Origin of the sequence: Tardiphaga sp. 619_E2_N8_4 (assembly GCF_051810905.1) — a bacterium.
GTDB lineage: Bacteria > Pseudomonadota > Alphaproteobacteria > Rhizobiales > Xanthobacteraceae > Tardiphaga > Tardiphaga robiniae.
Genome location: NZ_JBPWQJ010000001.1, coordinates 3273015 through 3292416 on the forward strand (window position 1 = coordinate 3273015; position 19402 = coordinate 3292416).

18 protein-coding genes are annotated in these 19402 nt (G+C 63.0%); 12 read left to right on the top strand and 6 right to left on the bottom strand.

Annotation, left to right across the window (positions count from 1 at the left end; all coding sequences use genetic code 11):
* Positions 1-299: 299 nt before the first annotated feature.
* Complete coding sequence (locus AB8A23_RS15490; protein WP_089265035.1) at positions 300-623, bottom strand: DUF1476 domain-containing protein; 324 nt, start codon at positions 621-623, stop codon at positions 300-302.
* Between the two features lie 347 nt (positions 624-970).
* Between AB8A23_RS15490 and purC the strand changes: the two genes are divergently transcribed.
* From purC to AB8A23_RS15525, 7 genes are all read left to right on the top strand, one after another.
* Entirely contained in the window at positions 971-1738 is a 768-nt protein-coding gene (gene purC, locus AB8A23_RS15495; protein ID WP_170849540.1) for a phosphoribosylaminoimidazolesuccinocarboxamide synthase, read from the top strand.
* A gap of 10 nt (positions 1739-1748) precedes the next feature.
* Positions 1749-1988, top strand: coding sequence for a phosphoribosylformylglycinamidine synthase subunit PurS (gene purS / locus AB8A23_RS15500; RefSeq protein ID WP_089265033.1), 240 nt, complete (start codon positions 1749-1751; stop codon positions 1986-1988).
* Between the two features lie 14 nt (positions 1989-2002).
* Positions 2003-2704, top strand: coding sequence for a phosphoribosylformylglycinamidine synthase subunit PurQ (purQ, locus tag AB8A23_RS15505; protein ID WP_309948809.1), 702 nt, complete (start codon positions 2003-2005; stop codon positions 2702-2704).
* An 8-nt stretch (positions 2705-2712) separates the two neighbouring features.
* The gene (locus AB8A23_RS15510; RefSeq protein WP_439060519.1) at positions 2713-3672 is read left to right on the top strand and encodes a tripartite tricarboxylate transporter substrate-binding protein; all 960 of its coding nucleotides are present in this window, start codon (positions 2713-2715) and stop codon (positions 3670-3672) included.
* Between the two features lie 351 nt (positions 3673-4023).
* Positions 4024-5043, top strand: coding sequence for a patatin-like phospholipase family protein (locus AB8A23_RS15515; RefSeq protein ID WP_093757281.1), 1020 nt, complete (start codon positions 4024-4026; stop codon positions 5041-5043).
* 3 nt (positions 5044-5046) lie between these two features.
* On the top strand, positions 5047-6501 hold the full coding sequence (locus tag AB8A23_RS15520) for a GntP family permease (protein ID WP_439059108.1): 1455 nt from the start codon (positions 5047-5049) through the stop codon (positions 6499-6501).
* 224 nt (positions 6502-6725) lie between these two features.
* Positions 6726-8270 (top strand): L,D-transpeptidase, encoded by a 1545-nt coding sequence (locus AB8A23_RS15525; protein ID WP_439059107.1) that lies wholly within the window; start codon positions 6726-6728, stop codon positions 8268-8270.
* 110 nt (positions 8271-8380) lie between these two features.
* Here AB8A23_RS15525 and AB8A23_RS15530 read toward each other — a convergent pair whose 3' ends face one another.
* Entirely contained in the window at positions 8381-9277 is an 897-nt protein-coding gene (locus AB8A23_RS15530; RefSeq protein ID WP_089265026.1) for a LysR substrate-binding domain-containing protein, read from the bottom strand.
* A 145-nt stretch (positions 9278-9422) separates the two neighbouring features.
* On the opposite strand from AB8A23_RS15530, the gene AB8A23_RS15535 reads away from it, so the two are divergent.
* The 4 genes from AB8A23_RS15535 to catC all read left to right on the top strand — a co-directional run bounded on the left by AB8A23_RS15535 (position 9423) and on the right by catC (position 13279).
* Positions 9423-10421, top strand: coding sequence for a Bug family tripartite tricarboxylate transporter substrate binding protein (locus AB8A23_RS15535; RefSeq protein WP_439059106.1), 999 nt, complete (start codon positions 9423-9425; stop codon positions 10419-10421).
* A 91-nt stretch (positions 10422-10512) separates the two neighbouring features.
* Positions 10513-11718 (top strand): ABC transporter substrate-binding protein, encoded by a 1206-nt coding sequence (locus tag AB8A23_RS15540; RefSeq protein ID WP_120292900.1) that lies wholly within the window; start codon positions 10513-10515, stop codon positions 11716-11718.
* Positions 11719-11809: 91 nt separating this feature from the next.
* Positions 11810-12985 carry a muconate/chloromuconate family cycloisomerase gene (locus AB8A23_RS15545; protein ID WP_439059103.1) on the top strand — a complete coding sequence of 392 codons (1176 nt, stop codon included), beginning with the start codon at positions 11810-11812 and terminating at the stop codon, positions 12983-12985.
* A 3-nt stretch (positions 12986-12988) separates the two neighbouring features.
* Positions 12989-13279: a muconolactone Delta-isomerase gene (gene catC / locus AB8A23_RS15550; protein ID WP_115029691.1), complete on the top strand. Its 291-nt coding sequence runs from the start codon at positions 12989-12991 to the stop codon at positions 13277-13279.
* Between the two features lie 43 nt (positions 13280-13322).
* Here the strand turns inward: catC and AB8A23_RS15555 are convergent, their stop codons facing one another.
* The 4 genes from AB8A23_RS15555 to AB8A23_RS15570 all read right to left on the bottom strand — a co-directional run bounded on the left by AB8A23_RS15555 (position 13323) and on the right by AB8A23_RS15570 (position 16961).
* Positions 13323-14519 (bottom strand): serine hydrolase domain-containing protein, encoded by a 1197-nt coding sequence (locus AB8A23_RS15555; RefSeq protein WP_439059101.1) that lies wholly within the window; start codon positions 14517-14519, stop codon positions 13323-13325.
* Positions 14516-15424, bottom strand: coding sequence for a PhzF family phenazine biosynthesis protein (locus AB8A23_RS15560; protein ID WP_439059100.1), 909 nt, complete (start codon positions 15422-15424; stop codon positions 14516-14518). The genes AB8A23_RS15555 and AB8A23_RS15560 overlap by 4 nt, the downstream gene beginning before the upstream one ends.
* Before the next feature lie 114 nt (positions 15425-15538).
* The gene (locus AB8A23_RS15565; RefSeq protein ID WP_439059098.1) at positions 15539-16285 is read right to left on the bottom strand and encodes a helix-turn-helix domain-containing protein; all 747 of its coding nucleotides are present in this window, start codon (positions 16283-16285) and stop codon (positions 15539-15541) included.
* Positions 16286-16481: 196 nt separating this feature from the next.
* The gene (locus tag AB8A23_RS15570; RefSeq protein ID WP_371419948.1) at positions 16482-16961 is read right to left on the bottom strand and encodes a PaaI family thioesterase; all 480 of its coding nucleotides are present in this window, start codon (positions 16959-16961) and stop codon (positions 16482-16484) included.
* Between the two features lie 222 nt (positions 16962-17183).
* Here AB8A23_RS15570 and purL point away from each other — a divergent pair, with 222 nt between their 5' ends.
* Entirely contained in the window at positions 17184-19391 is a 2208-nt protein-coding gene (purL, locus tag AB8A23_RS15575) for a phosphoribosylformylglycinamidine synthase subunit PurL (protein ID WP_439059096.1), read from the top strand.
* Positions 19392-19402 lie beyond the last annotated feature (11 nt).

A 19402-nucleotide genomic window follows, 5' to 3' on the forward strand; every position in this document is an offset into this window, starting at 1 on the left:
AGCGACGAGATTGGCGAGCCTGTGTGTCTTCGGTGATGCAGTCGCAAGGTGAGCCGCGACACGATTGAACAATCGACGTGCATTTTGAGCAATTTGTAGCACGCGCATGCGAGCCGTCATCGGCACGCTGTGCGACTCTGTTTCAGAATTTGCACATCGCAATTCGGAATCTTGAGTCAGGCTCTGCGAGTCTGGAACGTTTCAAAAGACAAGAGCCGCGCCATCATGTGATGCGCGGCTCTCTATGAAACGTCGTGAGTTGCAGCGAGATGTCTCGCTGCAACTCGAAGCTGTTGACCTCAGATCCCCGCCTTCACCTGCGCGACGGCCTCAGCGGTCAGCTGATCCATCTTCACGCGCAGCTGCGGCTCGGTGATCGCGATGCCCTTGGCGGTGAGATCGGCGAGCACCTTGCGCACCACGTCGCCGTCGCCGGCTTCCTCGAAATCGGCTGCGACGACTTCCTTGGCATAGGCGGCGGCCTCGTCGCCGGACTTGCCGAGCTGCTCGGCGACCCACAGGCCCAGCAGCTTGTTGCGGCGGGCCTCGGCCTTGAACTTCTGGCTTTCATCGAGCGCATACTTGTTCTCGAAGGCTTCGCCGCGCTTGTCGAATGATGACATGGTTAAAGTTTCCGTCGGGGTTGTTGGGCGGTCAGGACGACGTTGTAAACGCCGGTTCGGAGCTTAAATAAGGTCGAGATACCGTTGGAACAATCGGCCGCAAGGTCGCAGGCAAGACGGTATCGGGCGAGGCTTATCGGACCAGGCTTGCGCGAGGTTGGGGTAAACCCCCGCTGGGCGGGCCGGGTCGATTGTACTGGCAGGGCCGATCGGGTAGGTTGCCTGCAGGCCCGGTTCTCGTTCTGTTTCTTCCCGTTCCTGGCCTTCACGGCAGCTCCGTCGTGGGTCGATCCCGTTATTCGGAGCACACCACATCCATGGATTTCAACAACACCCGGTACATCCCCATGAGCCGTCGACGTCGCATTTATGAAGGCAAGGGCAAGGTCCTGTATGAAGGCCCGGAGCCCGGTACCCTGATTCAGCACTTCAAGGACGACGCGACCGCGTTCAATGCCAAGAAACACCAGGTGATCGAGGGCAAGGGCGTCCTCAACAACCGGATTTCGGAATACCTGTTCCAGCATCTGAACGACATCGGCGTGCCGACCCATTTCATCCGCCGACTCAACATGCGCGAGCAGCTGATTCGCGAAGTCGAGATCGTGCCGCTGGAAGTGGTGGTGCGTAACGTGGCGGCGGGCTCGCTGTCGCAGCGCCTCGGCATCGAGGAAGGCACCCAGCTGCCGCGCTCGATCATCGAGTTCTATTACAAGAACGACCAGCTCAACGACCCGATGGTCTCGGAAGAGCACATCACGGCCTTCGGCTGGGCCACCCCGCAGGAAATCGATGACATCATGGCGCTTGCCATCCGCGTCAACGACTTCCTCACGGGTCTCTTCCTGGGCATCGGCATCCGCCTCGTCGATTTCAAGATGGAATGCGGTCGCCTGTTCGAAAACGACATGATGCGCATCATCGTCGCCGACGAGATCTCGCCCGACTCATGCCGGCTGTGGGATATCAAGTCGAACGAGAAGCTGGACAAGGATCGTTTCCGCAGGGATCTCGGCGGCGTGCTGGAGGCCTATACCGAGGTCGCCAAGCGTCTCGGCATTCTCTCCGAAAACGAACGCCCGATGGGCACCGGCCCGGTACTGGTCAAGAGCTGAGGATCAAGACGTGAAAGCCCGCGTAACTGTTACCCTGAAGAACGGCATCCTTGACCCGCAGGGCAAGGCCATCGAAGGCGCGCTGAAATCGCTCGGCGTCGATGGCATTGCCTCTGTGCGGCAGGGCAAGGTGTTCGACATCGAACTGAATGGCGCCGACAAGGCGAAAGCCGAGGAAGCGCTGAAAGCCGCAGCCGACAAGCTGCTGGCGAATACGGTGATCGAAAACTATCGCGTCGAAGTGCTCTGAGCCAGGTTATCGCTATGAAATCCGCCGTTCTCGTCTTCCCCGGAATCAACCGCGAACGCGACATGGCGCGGGCGCTCAAGCTGGCATCGGGGCAGGAGTCCACGATGGTCTGGCACGCCGAGACCGCGCTGCCCAAGGGCACCGATCTCGTCGTCGTCCCCGGCGGCTTCTCCTATGGTGACTATCTGCGCTGCGGCGCCATTGCGGCGCGCTCGCCGGTGATGGATGCGGTGCGGGCGTTCGCGGCTGACGGCGGCCTCGTGATGGGCGTCTGCAACGGCTTCCAGATCCTGTGCGAGTCCGGCCTGCTGCCGGGCATCCTGATGCGCAATGCCAAACTGAAATTCCTGTGCCACGACGTGCATCTGCGCGTCGAACGGTCCGACACGGCGTTTACCCGTGGCTACAATGCCGGTCAGGTGATCCGCGTGCCGATCGCCCACGGCGAGGGCAACTACACAGCCGATGCCGAAACGCTGAAGCGCCTCGAAGGCGATGGCCGCGTGCTCTATCGCTATTGCTCGCCGACGGGCGAGGTTGGCGATCTGCACAATATCAATGGCGCCGCCGCATCGATTGCCGGCATCGTCAGCGAGAAGGGCAACGTGCTCGGCATGATGCCGCATCCGGAAAATCACGTCGAAGACATCATGGGCTGCACCGACGGCCGCGGTCTGTTTGCTGGTCTTGTCGAGCATCTGGAGCGCGCTGCGTGATCGCTGCTGTGGCGCGGCTGTCGAAGCTCGCCGCAACGCTTGCGCTCGTGCTGGCTACGAGCGTCTCGGCATCTGCCGATGATTATCCCAAACGCCCCATCACGATGATCGTGCCTTTCGCGGCCGGCGGCACGTCGGACGTCATCGCGCGCGCGGTGGCCGAACAGATGGCGGTGCCGCTCGGCCAGACCATCATCATCGAGAATGTCGTCGGCGCCGGCGGCTCCACCGCGCTGGCCCGCGCGGCGCGGTCTGCCCCCGACGGCTACACCATCGCCATCGGCAATGCCGGCACCAGCGCGGCGACCTACACGATCTATCCGAAATTGTCCTTCACGCCGGACTCCTTTGCCTCCATCGGCATGGTGGCCAAGACCTTCGGCGTCGTGGCGCTGCGCAAGGATTTCCCGGCGAGTGATCTCAAGGGCTTCATCGCCTATGCCAAAGCCAATCCGGGCAAGGTCAATCTCGGCCATGCCGGGATCGGTTCCTCGAATTACCTGATCTGCAAGAGCTTCGTGCAGGCCGCCGGCATCGACGTCACACTGGTCGGCTATCGCGGCGCGGCGCCCGCGCTCACCGATGCCATCGGTGGCCAGATCGACGGCGTCTGCGATTCCGCAGCCTCCGTTTCGCAGGCCATCGACGACAAGCTGGTGAAGGGCATCGTGGTCGGCTCCACGGTGCGGCTGGCGACGCTGCCCGATCTGCCGACCTCGGCGGAAGCGGGGCTGCCCGACTTCGAGGCGCAGGGCTGGAATGGCCTGTTCGCGCCGAAGGGCACGCCGCCGGAGATCATCGCCAAACTCAACGCGGCGGCGCGGGCGTCGGTTGAAAGCGATCTTGTGAAGAAGCGTTTCCGCGATTTGTCGACTGTGGCGCCCGATGCTGATGAGCATGCGCCGCAGGTGCTGCAGCAGCTGGTGACGCGCGATGTGGCGAAATACAACAAGCTCCTGACGCCGTAGTCGTCCGATGTCCGAAGGCGCTTCATTGTCGCGCCTTCACATTTTGGCACCGCCCATTGTCTCATTACGGGGCGATGGCCTGATATTTTCCCCTGATATTTACTAAAGTCCCTCTGCAGGTCGCCGCGTGCGATTGTCGGATCCAGCGCGATGTTTCCGGCCAGGCCCCGGCCGGTTGCTTTTGGAGCGAGGTGGGCATCAAATAGCACGCAGAGGTCGCAGGGCTCGGTCGAAAGCGACCTGAAGCAGACTTTCCAAGTCTATGATGGCCACGCCTATTCGGTGCGTGGTTTCTGAAGTGCTCGACGGTTGGCTACCAGCGTGTCTCTCGGCAGTTGGAGAAGCTGCATGATGAACCGAAGGCAGGTACTCGTGGATTTGGCGCTCCAGGGCGGAGGCTCGCATGGCGCATTCACGTGGGGTGTCCTCGATCGGCTGCTTGAGGAGCCGTGGTTGCAAATTGCCGGCATATCCGGAACATCGGCAGGAGCGATGAATGCTGCCGTTCTGGCGGACGGTTGGACTGCCGGAGGTGCCGACGGAGCACGCGAGGCTCTGGACAAATACTGGCGGCGCGTCTCGCGTGCCGCGGCCTTCAGTCCGTTTCAACGCTCCCCCCTCGACCGCCTCATGGGACGCTGGTCGCTCGACACTTCTCCGGCCTATCTCTTCGCCGATCTGATGTCGCGAGTCCTGTCGCCTTATGATCTCAATCCGCTCGGTTACAATCCGTTGCGCGAGATACTGGCCGAGAGCATCGATTTCGAGCGTCTCGCCGGTGCGCCGATCAAACTCTTCGTAACGGCCACGCGGGTACGAACAGGTCGCGGGCGAATTTTCCGTAACGCCGAGATCACCGCGGATGTGCTGCTTGCGTCGGCATGCCTGCCAACGATGTTCCGCGCGATCGAGATTGAAGGCGAAGCCTATTGGGACGGGGGCTATGCAGGCAACCCCACGATCACGCCGCTTGTTCGGGAGACAGACGCGCAGGACACGATCGTCGTGCAAATCAATCCGACCGAGCGACTGGAGGAGCCGCGCACGGCTGCGGACATTCTCAACCGTCTCAATGAAATTTCATTCAACTCGCCGCTGGCAAAGGAGCTGCGGATGATCGCGCTGCTTCGTCAGGTGGCGGATCCCGGCACCGGGGAGGGCGCCCGCTGGGCTCAAATGAAGACGCACCGGATCAAGAGCGATCTGCTCGCGACTTTCGCTGCGTCATCCAAGCTCAACGCCGAATGGGCCTTCCTATCCAAGCTGCGCGACGAGGGGCGGCAAGCGGCCGGTGACTTTCTCGACGCGCATGGCGCCGATCTTGGCGAGCGTTCGACGGCCGATCTCGACATCCTGTTGGCGGAGTGCTGACGCATGGGGCTTCTCGGCATTCTCGTCGGGCTTGGTCTTCTCATCTGGCTGGCTTTCCGGGGGTGGAGTGTTCTGCTGCTTGCTCCGCTCTCCGCACTGGTTGCGTCGGCTTTTGGCAGAGAGCCATTGCTTGCCAATTGGACGCAGATCTTCATGGGCAGCGCAGCCCAGTTTCTCGCTCAGTTCTTTCCCATCTTTCTGCTCGGCGCCGTATTCGGGAAACTGATGGACGACAGCGGCGCGGTCACTGCGGTCGCGAACTTCATCACCCGCCGCCTTGGCGAGCGCCGGGTCATCCTCGCCGTTGTGCTCTCGGGGGCACTGGTCACCTATGGAGGCGTCAGCCTTTTCGTCGCATTTTTTGTGATCGTTCCGATGGCCCAGTCGCTCTTTCGCGCGGCGGAGATTCCGCGCCGCCTCGTGCCAGCGACGGTCATTCTCGGAACGTCCACTTTCACCATGTCAGCCTTGCCGGGCACACCATCGATTCAGAATGCGATACCTATGCCCTTCTTTGGCACCACGCCCTTCGCTGCGCCAGGCCTCGGCATGATCGCGTCATTGATCATGCTGGGTATTGGACTGTGGTGGTTGCTTCGCGCCGAGAAGGCGGCACGACAAGCGAATGAGGGTTATGGCGAAGAATTGTCGATCGCGACCAACGCCGCTGCCGATGACGAGCGCTTGCGCGGGCGTGCTACGACGGCGCGCGAATTCGACCCGGCCGAAATATCCCACGGGCATCGCAGCAAAGCGGAAGTGCCTGTCGTCAATGCCGTTCTTCCCCTGGTTGTCGTTGTCGTCGTCAATCTCGTGATGTCGCTCCTTGTCCTTCCCCGGCTTGATGTCTCCTTCCTGGCCGAGCAGCGCTGGGGCAGCACGTCTCTATCTGCCGTTGCCGGCGTGTGGTCCGTTGTCGTCGCGCTCGCAGGAGCGACCGCGACAGTCGTCATCTGCAACTGGACGCGATTGCCTGCGCTACGACAGACGATGGATGCGGGGGCCAATGCATCCGTGCTGCCAGCGCTGACTGTCGCGAGCCTCGTTGGCTTTGGCGCTGTCATCGCAGCGCTGCCTGCATTTGACATGGTGCGGGACTGGGCGCTGGGCATTAAAGGTGGCCCGCTGGTGTCGTTGGCCGTTTCCACGAACCTGCTCGCCGCGTTGACAGGTTCGGCATCCGGCGGACTGACAATCGCGCTTGATGCACTCGGTCAGACCTATATGGACGTTGCCACGCGGGAAGGGATCGATCCCGGGTTGCTGCACCGCGTAGCTGTGATCGGCTCCGGCACCCTGGATATTCTCCCTCACAATGGTGCGGTCGTCAGCCTGCTCGCGATCTGCGGCCTGACGCATCGCCAAAGTTATCTCGATATTGTGATGGTCGGCATCGTGAGCTCGGTTGTCGCTCTTGCCGCCGTGATTGCCATGGGCTCCGCACTGGGCTCATTTTGAACTCCGGCCCCAACCGCCGTTTTGTCCAGATTTCGCAGTCGACCACGTGCCGGGTGTGGCAGTGAGCCACCTTTGTCCGGCGCCGTTTGTCGGCTACGAATGAACTTTCGCCGCGCTCGCCGCGTCAACGAGACATCGGGCAAGCGAAGCGGCGGCGAATTGATACAATCGCAATCAAACGCCCGTACGATTCGCGATCGGAAGGCATTTGACCGGGGCACTGAATGGCAAATCGATTGGCGACGGCGCAACCCAACGTCGGGATGCGGCACTGGATATCTCCCGTCGTGGTGTTGGCAGCAATGGTTGCGGTGGCCGCTCCGGCGGCCGGAGCCGCCGCAAAGCAGGCGCGTCCCGCCCGCGTCGTCGAGGCGACCGCCACGCGCGAAGCAGGCGAGCCGATGATGGCGATCGTGTCGATCAAGAGCCAGCAGGTCACATTCTACGACGCCGATGGATGGATCACGCGCGCACCGGTCTCGACCGGGGTGTCCGGTCGCGAGACGCCGGCAGGCGTCTTTGCCGTTCTCGAGAAGAACAAGGACCATCGCTCCAACATGTATGACGATGCTGCCATGCCGAACATGCAGCGGATCACATGGAACGGCGTCGCACTGCATGGCGGCCCGCTGCCCGGCTATGCCGCATCGCACGGCTGCGTGCGGATGCCCTACGGCTTCGCGGACAGGTTGTTCGACAAGACGCGGATCGGGATGCGGGTGATCATCTCGCCGAATGACGCGGCGCCCGTCGAGTTCTCCCATCCGGCGCTTCTGATGCCGAAAGCGGAAGCCATCGCCGCTGCTCCGGGCCGTGTCGAGGTGCTCGCCCGCGAGGCTGCGGAGGCCGCTGCTGCCGCGGACGCGACGAAGAAACTCGCAGCGACTTCGGCGCGCGAGGCGAAGCCGCTGCCTGCAGCCCTGCGCAAGCTGCAATCGCTGAAAGCACGCGCCGATGGCGAGCTTGCATCCGCCGACAAGGCCGTCGTTGCGGCAAAGACCGATGAGGCCAAGGCGCGGGCTGAGGACGCGAAGCAGAAGGCCGCCGCCAAGGCCGCGGAGCTTGGGGCGCAATTCGAAACCGCAAAGTCCGATACGGCGTCGAAGCTCGATGCTGCCGCCGCCGCAAAGGAAGCCGCCAAGGCGGCCGAGACCAAAAAGGTCGCCACCGCCAAGGCAGCTAGCGATGCGAAACTCGCGCTCGAGCCGGTCTCGATCTATATCAGCCGCGAGACGCAGATGCTTTACGTTCGGCGCAATACGCATAAGCCGGCGCCGGACGGCGGCGGCGAAGTGTTCGATTCAAGCATCGAAGTTCCCATCACCATCCGCGACCCCGGCAAGCCGATCGGCACGCATGTGTTTACGGCAATGGCGCGGAACGATGCAGGCCTGCGCTGGAGCGCCGTCTCGATCGATGAAGGCGATAGCGCGAAGGCAGCCCTCGACCGCATCACCATTCCGCAGGAAGTGCTCGACCGGATCGCCGCGACTGCGCTGCCGCGATCGTCGATCGTGATTTCCGACGAGCCGCTGAGCAGCGAAACCAACTATCGCACCGAATTCGTCGTGGTGCTCAGCAACCAGCCGCAAGGTGGCTTCATCACGCGCAAGCCGACGCCGCCTGCCGATCTCATGGCGAGCAGCGACGATGCGGATGGCGACGGCTTTGGCTCGTTCTTCCAGCGCTGGAATGCGGACCCCGCGCCCGTGCAGGCTCGCCGCAGGGTCGCGCCGTATCAGCGCCAGCCGCAAACCGGCTGGTGGTAGGTCGCGCCAGGCCATTGCTCGCCTGGGACGCTGAGCGGTCTGATCGCATCGACGCGCGCGGGACCATCAGCCAGTGCTCCTCGCGCCATGCTGATGTCCACCATTGTGCGCTATGACGCGCGCGTGGTCTGTGCGCTTTTGGTCGTCTTGCGGGCGATCGCCATGAAAGCGCGCGCGGCCGCTGTCTGGTAGCGGTGGGCATCCCACAGCAAGGCACCGGAACGGCGTATCCACGGAGGCCCGATCGGAATGATCGCGAGGTCCTTTCGGGCGTTCAGGCTTCGGTCGGCAAGAACCGTCGGCAGCCCTCCCGATTTCGCGAGTTCGATCAAGGCCTCGACCGAGTTCATCTCGACGCGCACGTCGAGCTGTATATCGGGCGGCAGTGACTGGTCGAGAATGCGGCGGGTCGCAAAGGCGGGGGTCAAAAGTGCCAACGGGCGGCGGGCGAGTTCAGGCAGCGTGATCGACTGTTGCCGTGATTGACTTTGTGACTTCGCAAGCACCAGGACGAGCCGTTCCTCGAACAACAGGTCGACGCCCAATTCCGCGTGCTGCGGCGGCGCGAAAGCAATCGCGAGATCAAGGTCCCCGGATAGGATGCGTCGCTCGACATCGTTTGCGGAGCCGACCTCCACGCTGAGCCGAACGTCAGGGTATTTTTCGCCGAAGCTGCCGATGATCTTCGGCAGGAATGTCGTGCTGTAGGTGTAGATGACGCCGACACGAAGCGTGCCGGCCATGCCGCCCTCCAGCTCGGCGATTGCCGTGCGCGCCGCTTCGGTCTGAACCATCAGACGTTGTGCGTGTTCGCGCAGTGCATGTCCTGTCTCGGTCAGTTGCATGCCCTGGGGCGTCCGGTTGAACAGAACGGTGCCGAGGTCCTGTTCGAGGGCGCGGATCTGCTGCGACAGCGTTGGCTGGGCGACGCCGAGGGCTTCCGCAGCCTTCGCCATGCGCTTGTGGGTCGCGATTGCCAGAAAATAGCCGAGACGTCTGGGATCCATAGCCAATTACAATCTTCTATCGCATCTATAGTTTTGACTGTGTTGGCCTATCACGCATCCCGTGCCAGTGTTTGTCAATATCGGACCTGGCCGGCACGCTTTTGTGCGGCCGTCGAAACATAAGAACCGACTGGGAGGCTCTTTCATGCTGTCACGACGCACCTTACTTGCCCGCGCGACCCACGCCGCGGTGGCGGCTTGCTGTATCGCCGTGGGCGCAAACCGTGCGACGGCGCAGGACTATCCGACCAAGCCGGTCCAGTTGATCGTTCCCTTCGCCGCCGGCGGTGCCGCCGACATCATCGGCCGCACGATCGCGGAAAAGCTGAGCCAGACCTGGGGCCAGCAGGTCGTCGTCGAAAACAGGGGCGGGGCCGGATCGAATATCGGCATCAACGCTGCCGCCAAGAGCGCGCCCGATGGTTACACGCTGGTGCTTGCGTCGATCGCCGTGGCCGTCAATCCCTGGCTTTTCAAGTCGATGCCCTACGATCCTGTGAAGGATCTGACACCGCTGACGCTGGCGCTCGAAACGCCGAACGTGGTGCTTGTGCCGCCCTCATCGCCGATCAAGAACATCAAGGATCTGATCGCCTTTGCGAAAGAAAAGGCGGCATCGGGCGGCGCCACCTATGGCTCTGCCGGCGTCGGTTCTTCTCTGCATCTGGCGGCGGAAGTGTTCCGGCAAAAGGCCAATGTCGAGATGACCCACGTTCCCTATCGTGGCTCGTCGCCGGCCCTGACAGATCTGATGGCCGGCCGGATCGACCTGATGTTCGACAACGCCTCGACGGCGCTTCCGCAGGTGCAGGGCGGCAGCCTCCGCGCCATTGCCGTCACCACGAGGGAGCGCATCGCCGCACTGCATGACGTGCCGACGATCAGCGAATCCGGGCTGCCGGGCTTCGAGCTCGCCAACTGGTGGGCCATTTTTGGTCCGGGCCAGATGCCGCCGGCGCTGGCGGAGCGCATCAGCGGCGATATCCGCAAGGTTCTGGCGGATCCGGATGTGCAGAAGCGTTTCGCCGATGTCAGCGGGCGCGTCATCGCGTCGTCGCCCCAGGAACTTGCTGCGCATCTGGCGCAGGAAAGCGCCAAGTGGAAGCAGATCGTCGAGACGGCAGGCATTCGCGGCAGCCAGTGACGACAGACGCCTGACACATACGGCGATCAATCGCTGACGAATATCAAGCAAGAGACGCGCGCTCAGGATGAGAGCGCTGATGGAGAATGATGTGAAGAAGCTACTTTCAGGCCTGACGGCATCCGTCATGCTCGTCACCACTTCGGCCGCCATGGCGCAGAACACCGCGCCGCTGAAACTGGGGGCCGTCCTCGATATGTCCGGCCTCTTTGCCGACATTACGGGGCCGGGCAGCGAGACCGCAGCCAAGATGGCCGTTGAGGATTTCGGCGGTGAGGTTCTCGGGCGCAAGGTCCAGATCGTGGTCGCCGACCATCTCAACAAATCCGACCTGGCCGCGAATTTCACCCGTGAAATGTTCGACAACCAGAATGTCGAGGCGATCGTCGACGTGGCTGGCTCTGCCACGGCGCTGGCTGCGGCGGAAATGGCCAGGACGCGCGGCAAGATCATCATGTTCAATGGTCCCGGCGCGGTCAGGCTGACCAACGAGGCGTGCGGTCCCTACATCGTCCACTACACCTATGACACCTACGCGCTGGCCAGCGTCACCGGCCTCGCCACGGTGAAGCGCGGCCTCAATAGCTGGTTCTTCCTCACGGCCGACTACGCATTCGGCCAGGAGCTGGAGCGCGACACCTCGAACATCGTCACCAAGGCGGGCGGCAAGGTTGTCGGCAGTGTGAAGCACCCGATCAACACCTCGGATTTCTCGTCGTTTTTGCTCCAGGCGCAGAGCACCAAGGCCAGCGTGATCGGCCTCGCCAATGCGGGCGGCGATACCATCAATGCGATCAAGCAGGCCGCCGAGTTCGGCCTGACCCAGTCCGGGCAGAAGCTGTCGCCCTTGCTGGCCTTCATTTCCGACATCGACAGCGTTGGACTTGAGACCGCGCAGGGCCTGTTGCTGGCCGAGGCGTTCTATTGGGATCTCAACGACGAAACGCGCGCATTCGCTAAGCGCTTCATGGAGCGGACCAAGCGCGCGCCGACGTCGGCGCAGGCGGGTGTCTATTCCTCCGTCACGACCTACCTGAACGCGGTGAAGAAGGCAGGTACCACCGATTCAGCGGCCGTGATGAAGGTCATGAAGGACACGCCGATCAACGACATGTTCGCGAAGAACGGCCGGATCCGCGAGGACGGCCGCATGGTGCACGACATGTATCTGTTCGAAGTGAAGAAGCCGTCGGAATCGAAAGCGCGCTGGGACGACTACAAGCTGCTCGCGACCGTGTCCGGCGACGACGCGTTCCAGCCGCTATCGGCGTCACGCTGCCCGCTCATCAAGAAGTAGCGCAGCGGCAGATGGCAAAGCGACGGGTCGCCGGGAAGGTAGCGGCGATCTGTTCAAGGCCCCATCCATGGACAACAGGAAGATGCCCCTCATGAGCACCAGCGTGGCAGTCCGCGTCAACCAGGTCGAGACCATCCTGGTCGATGTGCCGACAATCCGCCCCCATCGATTGTCGATGCATACGATGAACAGCCAGACCCTGGTTCTGGTCATCATCCGCTGCTCCGACGGAACGGTCGGAATCGGCGAGGGCACGACCATCGGCGGCCTCAGCTACGGCGAGGAGAGCCCCGAGGGCATCAAGCTGACTGTCGACACCTATATCGCTCCGGCCATCATCGGCATGGATGCCTCACGCGTCGCCGCGCTCATGGCCGACGTGAAACGGCGCGTCAAAGGCAACCGCTTCGCCAAATGCGCGGTCGAGACCGCGCTGCTGGACGCGCTCGGCAAGCGCCTGGGCCTGCCGGTGTCGGAGCTGCTGGGCGGGCGCCAGCACGACACCTTGCCGGTGGCCTGGACACTGGCCACCGGCGATACCACGCGCGACATCGCGGAAGCCGAGCAGATGCTCGATGCGCGCCGCCACAATATTTTCAAGCTGAAGATCGGCCTGCGGTCGGTGGACGATGACGTGGCGCATGTGGCGGCCATCAAGCGCGCCCTCGGAGATCGCGCCAGCGTGCGGGTCGACGTGAACCAGGCCTGGAGCGAGCCCGAGGCACGGCGTGGCATTCCCGCCTTGGAGGCGGCCGGCGTGGACCTCATCGAGCAGCCTTTGTCGCGTGACAATCGCGGGGCACAGGCCCGGCTCAGCGGTCGCTTCGCCGTGCCCATCATGGCCGATGAGGCGCTGCACGGCACGACGGATGCCTTCGACATCGCGGCGCGCGGTGCCGCGGACGTGTTCGCCCTGAAGATCAATCAGGCCGGTGGTCTGTACGATGCGGTGAAGATGGCTGCGATCGGCGATGCTGCAGGCATCGGCCTGTATGGCGGCACCATGCTGGAAGGCGGTGTCGGCACCGCGGCGTCGGCCCAGGTGTTCTCCGTGCTGCCAAAACTCGCATGGGGCACCGAACTGTTCGGCCCACTGCTTCTGACCGAGGAGATTCTCGCGACGCCCCTGCGTTACGGCGACTTCGTGTTGCAGGTGCCGACGGCGCCCGGCATCGGGGTCGAACTGGACATGGACCGCGTCGCATTCTTCCGCCGCGATGGTTACGCGCCGCGCATTCAACCGGCTGGCACAACCACAGGAGTTTGATCGATGCTTTTTCAGGTGGAAATGGACGTGCAGATCCCGCCCGGGATCGCTCCCGATGTGGTCGAGCAACTGAAAAAGACCGAGCGTGAGCGCGCGCAGGAACTGCAAAAGACGGGCGAGTGGCGCCATCTCTGGCGGGTTGCCGGACGTTACGCCAATGTCAGCATCTTCGATGTGGCGAGCAATGAGGCGCTGCACGACATTCTGTCGACATTGCCGCTCTTCCCCTTCATGCGCGTCAGCGTGACACCCTTGTGCCGGCATCCTTCGTCCGTGCGCTCGGACGACAGCTAGGCGCGGGGCAGTCCTCTGTCAGCCGCAATCGGCAGCGGCTTCATCAGCACAATCTCGCAAGCGTATCGAACAGTGCGAGGTTGAGCCGTTTCAGGTTGTTGTCCACTGGCTCCGGTTGCGACGAGAATTTTGCGACGACCATTTCGGCGCGCGGATTCACATAGAGATATTGCCCGTGAATGCCGAGCGCGAAGAAGGCGCTGCTTTCGTTGCCGGTCTGGTACCATTTGTTGCGATAGCGGCCTTCTGGCAGCCATTCGACGAACTTGCCCGCGCGCCAGGCCCCGGCGGAGCCGTTCGTGATCGTATCCGATACCCAATCCTGCGAGACGATCCGGCGGCCGTTGGCGACGCCGCCCAGTCGCATCATCTCGCCGGTGCGGGCGAGGTCGCGCGGTGTCATGCAGAAACCGCCGCCGGTCCGGGCGCTGCCGATCGCATCGACCGTAATATAGGCATCCTGCCGCGCGCCGAGCGGCTGCCACAAACGCGCAGCGGCAAAATCGGCGAAACGCTGGCCCGAGGCGCGCTCGATCACCAGACCCAGCACGTCGGAATTCGGTGAGCAGTAGTGAAAGGGACCTCCGTGATCGCCGGCGCCCTTTTGCAGCGTAGCGAGGAAGGCGATGAGAGAGTCAGGGGTGTCTCCGGCCTTGGAGGGTTCGAGCAGGCCGGCGCGACGATACCTCGCGAAATCACCGCGCGGATCCTGATAGGTTTCCTCGAAATCCAGGCTCACCCGCATGTCGAGGACATCGCGCAGGCTCGCGTCCGAATAGGCGGAGGATTTGAGTTCCGGAACGTAGTGCGAGACCGTCTCGTCAAAATCGATCAGGCCGTCGCTGTATAAAATTCCCGCGACGATCGATGTCACCGACTTGCTCGCGGAGAACAGAATGTGCCGCGATTGCGCCGTGAAATTCGGCGCATGGTAATCTGCAACGACACGGCCGGATTTCATCACGATGAGGGCATCGGTCGAAGTGCTGCGTAGAACGTCTTCGATCGTCGCGGTTTCTCCATCGGTGGAAAAAGCCTGCTTGATGAGATCTCCGGCGTCGACGGACGGATCCTCGATCAGTCCCGGCGTCGCTGCGATGCGTGCCGTCGGAATGAGTTCGGACACGTGACGGAATGCCCAGACATTCCAGGGCGCCTGCCGCCAGTTATCGAGACGAACGTCGCTTCGCGCAAAGCCATAGTCGGCTTCGAACGCCGAGGGCTGTCCTTTGCCCGTCATGACGCAATCTTCTCGCATTCGGTCGGCTGAACGGCGCCGCCGAGCCAGCAGCCGTTGAGATCGCCGTCATCGAAGCTGAAGCGCACCTTGATTGCGGAGGGGCGATTCATGGCGCGTCCCTGGCGAATGGTGATCTGGCGCTCCGACGCATCCACCATCCGGTTCGCGAGGAGACCGAAGGACAAGGCGGAGGCTGCAATGCCTGTTGCCGCATCTTCCGGGTAGCCCGAAGAGCTCGGAAACTGCCGTGCGTCAATGATCTGAGCGTCCCGGTCGGACACGGCATAGGGATAGAGACCGGTGGAGTCGATGCCATTGCACAGGCGCTCCATCCTCGAGAAGTCAGGCTTCAGGTCATCAAGGATGGACACACTCTTCAACGGAATGAGGGTCTTGATCCGGCTGGTGCGTGCATTCTGGATCGGGAAGGGCGCGAGGCAGTCGGCACCGATCCCGAGGACGTCGAGAATGTCATCGACGCTTCGGGGCGTATCGGGAAGCGGCTCGATAACACCCGCAGGCTGTGAGACCTCGACCGAAATATCCTGTTCGTCTGATTGGCCGATCCGCGCATGGACGCGGCCACTCTTCGTCAGGATCGTGATCCGATCGCGCTGCAGCCGGCCGAGCCGTTGAATCAGCCACGTCGCGCCGACGGTGGCGTGTCCGCACATGGACATCTCATGATTGGGCACCCAGAAGCGAAACTCGAAATCGCAGTTGGAGCCCGGCGGCGGCGGCAATACAAACCCGCTCTCGTGCCCGTAGGCGCGCGCCACCTGCTGCATCTCTGCATCACTCATGCCGGCAGCGTCGACCACGATCGGGGCGGGATTGCCGCCCTGCGGTCCTGCCGCAAAGACACTGACAAATCGAACCTGCGGTTCGGGAGATGTCGTCATCATGTTTGCACCCTCTAGCAGCCTCGCGCGTTCGCACTGCACGTCAGCCAGCGCTGCACGGAATTCACCGGTGCGAAGCTACGGGGGGTGTTGCTGCGACGCGCGTTCCAGCGGGCCCTAGATTTTGATCTGCCGGGCCATGCGCTTGCGGATTTCGCTTGGCGATTGGCCGTCTGCCCGGCGCATCGCATGGGCGAGCGCCGCACCGCTGTCGAAGCCGACACGGAGCGCGATCTCGCCGATCGGGAGATCGGTTGCCTTCAACAGCTCGCTTGCATTATCGAGGCGGATCCGTTGCTGGAATTCGCCGATCGACGCGCCGGTCCCCGCGCGGAACAGTCGGGTGATGTGACGCCGCGAAACGCCGAACCGTTCTTCCAGGGCGTCGAGCGGAACATCCCGGTCGGCATGAAGGGTGAGATAGTCCCTCAGCTCCGCGACCAATGTCATGCCGTGTTCGCGATGCGAGGCGCTGGATACGGCATCACCGGTCAGAGCCTCGGCGATGCACTGAACGAGCAGGGCAGAGGACAGTCCGTGCCGGACATGGGCATTGCCATAGGCGTGCCTGCCATCCCCGACCAGCAGCGCCTGCAGGGCGCGCAGTCTGTCTGACCGGCGAAACAGCCGGGTCGTGGTGGTTCGTCTGCGGAATTCGCTCAGCGAGCCGTTCTCTCTTTCGAGGCGCTCCAGGACCGAGCCAGTTGCGTAGATGGCGACGTGGCTGTGTGCGCCGATCCCCGCGCGCGTCTCATGTGCCTGGTTCGGCGGAACGATCGCGAACCGGTCCTGCGACAGCCAGCTGCCTTCGCGTCCGGCTTCGTGCTTCAGCTCGATCGTCCCGCGGCTCGGCAGGATGAACATCAGGCAATCATGCCAGTGCCACGGCATGGCGTAATCGCCGCGGCCGGCGACAGCCGCATGCTCGTCGTCCGCCGCGATCAGGAGATCCGCTTTTGCCGTGTGACGCAATCGTTCGAATGAACTCAGCATGTTCGGGCCCACATGTGTCGTCGACGAACCTAGCAGGGTGCGCCCATGCCCGCCAATCGACGCCCGATTACTCCGCCGCGATGGCCGCCGGCTTCGGGCGCTTCTTCACGCGCTTGATGGTGCCCGAGAAGGTCAGCAGCGAACGTTCGCCGGCTTTCAGGATTCCGCGCAGGAAGATCAATGAGCCGCCGATCCGGGTCATTTCGCCGTGGCATTCGACCAGTTCGCCTTCGCGGGCGGCATCGAGGAATTCACAGCCGAACGAGACAGTGATGCCGGGGCCCTGCAGCTCGCGGGAGGCCAGCGCAAACAGACAATAATCGGCAAAGGTCATGAAGCAGCCGCCATGAACGTTCTTCATGCCGTTGAGGTGCTTTTTCTCGACCCGGAAGGCGCAGCGGACGGAACCGTCGGCCTCGACCTTGTGCCAGAACGGGCCGGAGACCGATTCGAAGGAATCTCGCTTCCAGGTGGTCCAGCCCGCAAATTCCCCCTCCGTCGCGGTATAGGCGTCGGCGTGGAACGGGATGGTGGCATCGGCGGGCACATTCACGGTCTGAACTCCTTGGATTGGCTGCGAAAAGTGTTAAATCCGATCCATCCGGCGGGCGCAATCCGGCGCCGGCGCAGGGCCTTATGCAGGCTGTTTTTCGAGCAGTTCGGGCATTGCCCGGGCAAAGCTTGGGACATGCGGGGAACGGGCCGGAATAGGCCTTTTCCGCATGCTCCGATCTCCCTATGAAGAAGCCTTACAGAGCCAAGAGACCCCATGACCGAGCCAAAGATCACTCCCGAACTCGTCGCCAGCCACGGCCTCAAGCCCGACGAGTATGAGCGCATTCTCAAGCTGATCGGCCGCGAGCCGTCGTTCACCGAGCTCGGCATCTTCTCGGCCATGTGGAACGAGCATTGCTCGTACAAATCCTCGCGCATCCATCTGAAGGGGCTGCCGACCAAGGCGCCGTGGGTGCTGCAGGGGCCGGGCGAGAATGCCGGCGTCATCGATATCGGCGACAATCAGGCCATCGTGTTCAAGATGGAGAGCCACAACCACCCGAGCTATATCGAGCCCTATCAGGGCGCGACCACGGGTGTCGGCGGCATCCTGCGCGACGTCTTCACCATGGGCGCGCGCCCGATCGCCTGCCTCAATGCGCTGTCGTTCGGTGCGCCGGAGCATCCGAAGACCCGCCATCTGGTGTCGGGCGTCGTCGCCGGTGTCGGCGGCTACGGCAATTCGTTCGGCGTGCCCACCGTCGGTGGCCAGACGCGTTTCCACACCCGCTATGACGGCAACAACCTCGTCAACGCGATGGCCGTCGGTCTCGCCGATGCCGACAAGATCTTCCTTGCTGCGGCGTCGGGCGTGAACATGCCGATCGTCTACTTAGGGTCCAAAACGGGCCGCGACGGCATCCACGGCGCGTCGATGGCCTCGGCCGAGTTCGACGAGGATTCCGAGGAGAAGCGTCCCACCGTGCAGGTCGGCGATCCCTTCGCCGAAAAACTGCTGCTGGAAGCCTGTCTCGAAATCATGGCCGCCGATTGCGTCATCGCGATCCAGGACATGGGCGCTGCAGGTTTGACATGTTCGGCCGTCGAGATGGGCGCCAAGGGCGACCTCGGCGTCGAGCTCAATCTCGACGCCGTGCCGACGCGCGAAGAAGGCATGACCGCCTATGAGATGATGCTCTCGGAAAGCCAGGAGCGCATGCTCATGGTGCTGAAGCCCGAGAAGGAAAAGCAGGCCGAGGATATTTTCCGGAAGTGGGGACTCGACTTCGCGATTGTCGGCTACACCACACCGACGCTGCGCTTCGTCGTGAAGCATGGCGGCAAGGTGATGGCCGATCTGCCGATCAAGGAACTCGGCGACGAAGCGCCACTCTACGATCGTCCGCATGTGCCGTCGCCGGTGCTGCCCGTCGTGCATGCGCGTGATATCGCCGCGCCGTCGTCGATCCCGGATGCACTGGAGAAGCTGATCGGCACACCCGAACTGTGCTCGAAGCGCTGGGTGTGGGAGCAGTACGACCACGTCATTCTCGGCAACACCGTGCAGCGCCCCGGTGGCGACGCCGCGGTGGTGCGCATCGAGGACGGCCCCAAGGGTCTTGCGATGTCGGTCGATGTCACGCCGCGCTATTGCGAGGCCGATCCGGTCGAGGGCGGCAAGCAGGCGGTCGCCGAAGCCTGGCGCAACATCACCGCGGTCGGCGGCAGGCCGCTGGCGGTCACCGACAATCTCAACTTCGGCAATCCGGAGCGGCCCGAGATCATGGGCCAGCTCGTCGGCTGCCTGAAGGGCATCGCCGAAGCCTGCATCACGCTGGATTTCCCGATCGTGTCCGGCAATGTCTCGCTCTACAACGAGACCAACGGCCGCGGCATCCTGCCGACCCCGTCGATCGGCGGCGTCGGCGTGCTCGACGATTTCACGAAGTCCGCGACGCTGGCGTTCAAGGCGCCGGGCGAAGCGATCCTGCTGATCGGCGAAACCAAGGGCTGGCTCGGCCAGTCGGTCTATCTGCGCGACATCTGCGGCAAGGAAGAGGGCGCTCCGCCGCCAGTCGACCTCGCCACTGAGAAGCGCAACGGCGACGTGGTCCGCGGCATGATCCATGCAGGCACCGCGACCGCCGTGCATGACATTGCCGATGGCGGCTTGCTGGTGGCACTCACCGAAATGGCGATGGCCTCCGGCATCGGCGCCAAGCTCGATGCCGCGCCATCATCGACGGTGCCGCATGCCTGGTGGTTCGGCGAGGATCAGGCGCGTTACATCGTGACTGTCGCGGAAGATCAGTTGCTGACGGTGCTGTCGAAACTGAAGAATGTTGGCGTGCCCTGCGTGCAGATCGGCAAGACTGGCGGACATGCGGTGGCGATTGCCGGTGAACGCGCTGTCGATATCAAGGCACTCGTACATGCGCATGAGAGCTGGCTGCCCAACTACATGAGCGGCAAGGCGTCGTAACAGGCGCTGAT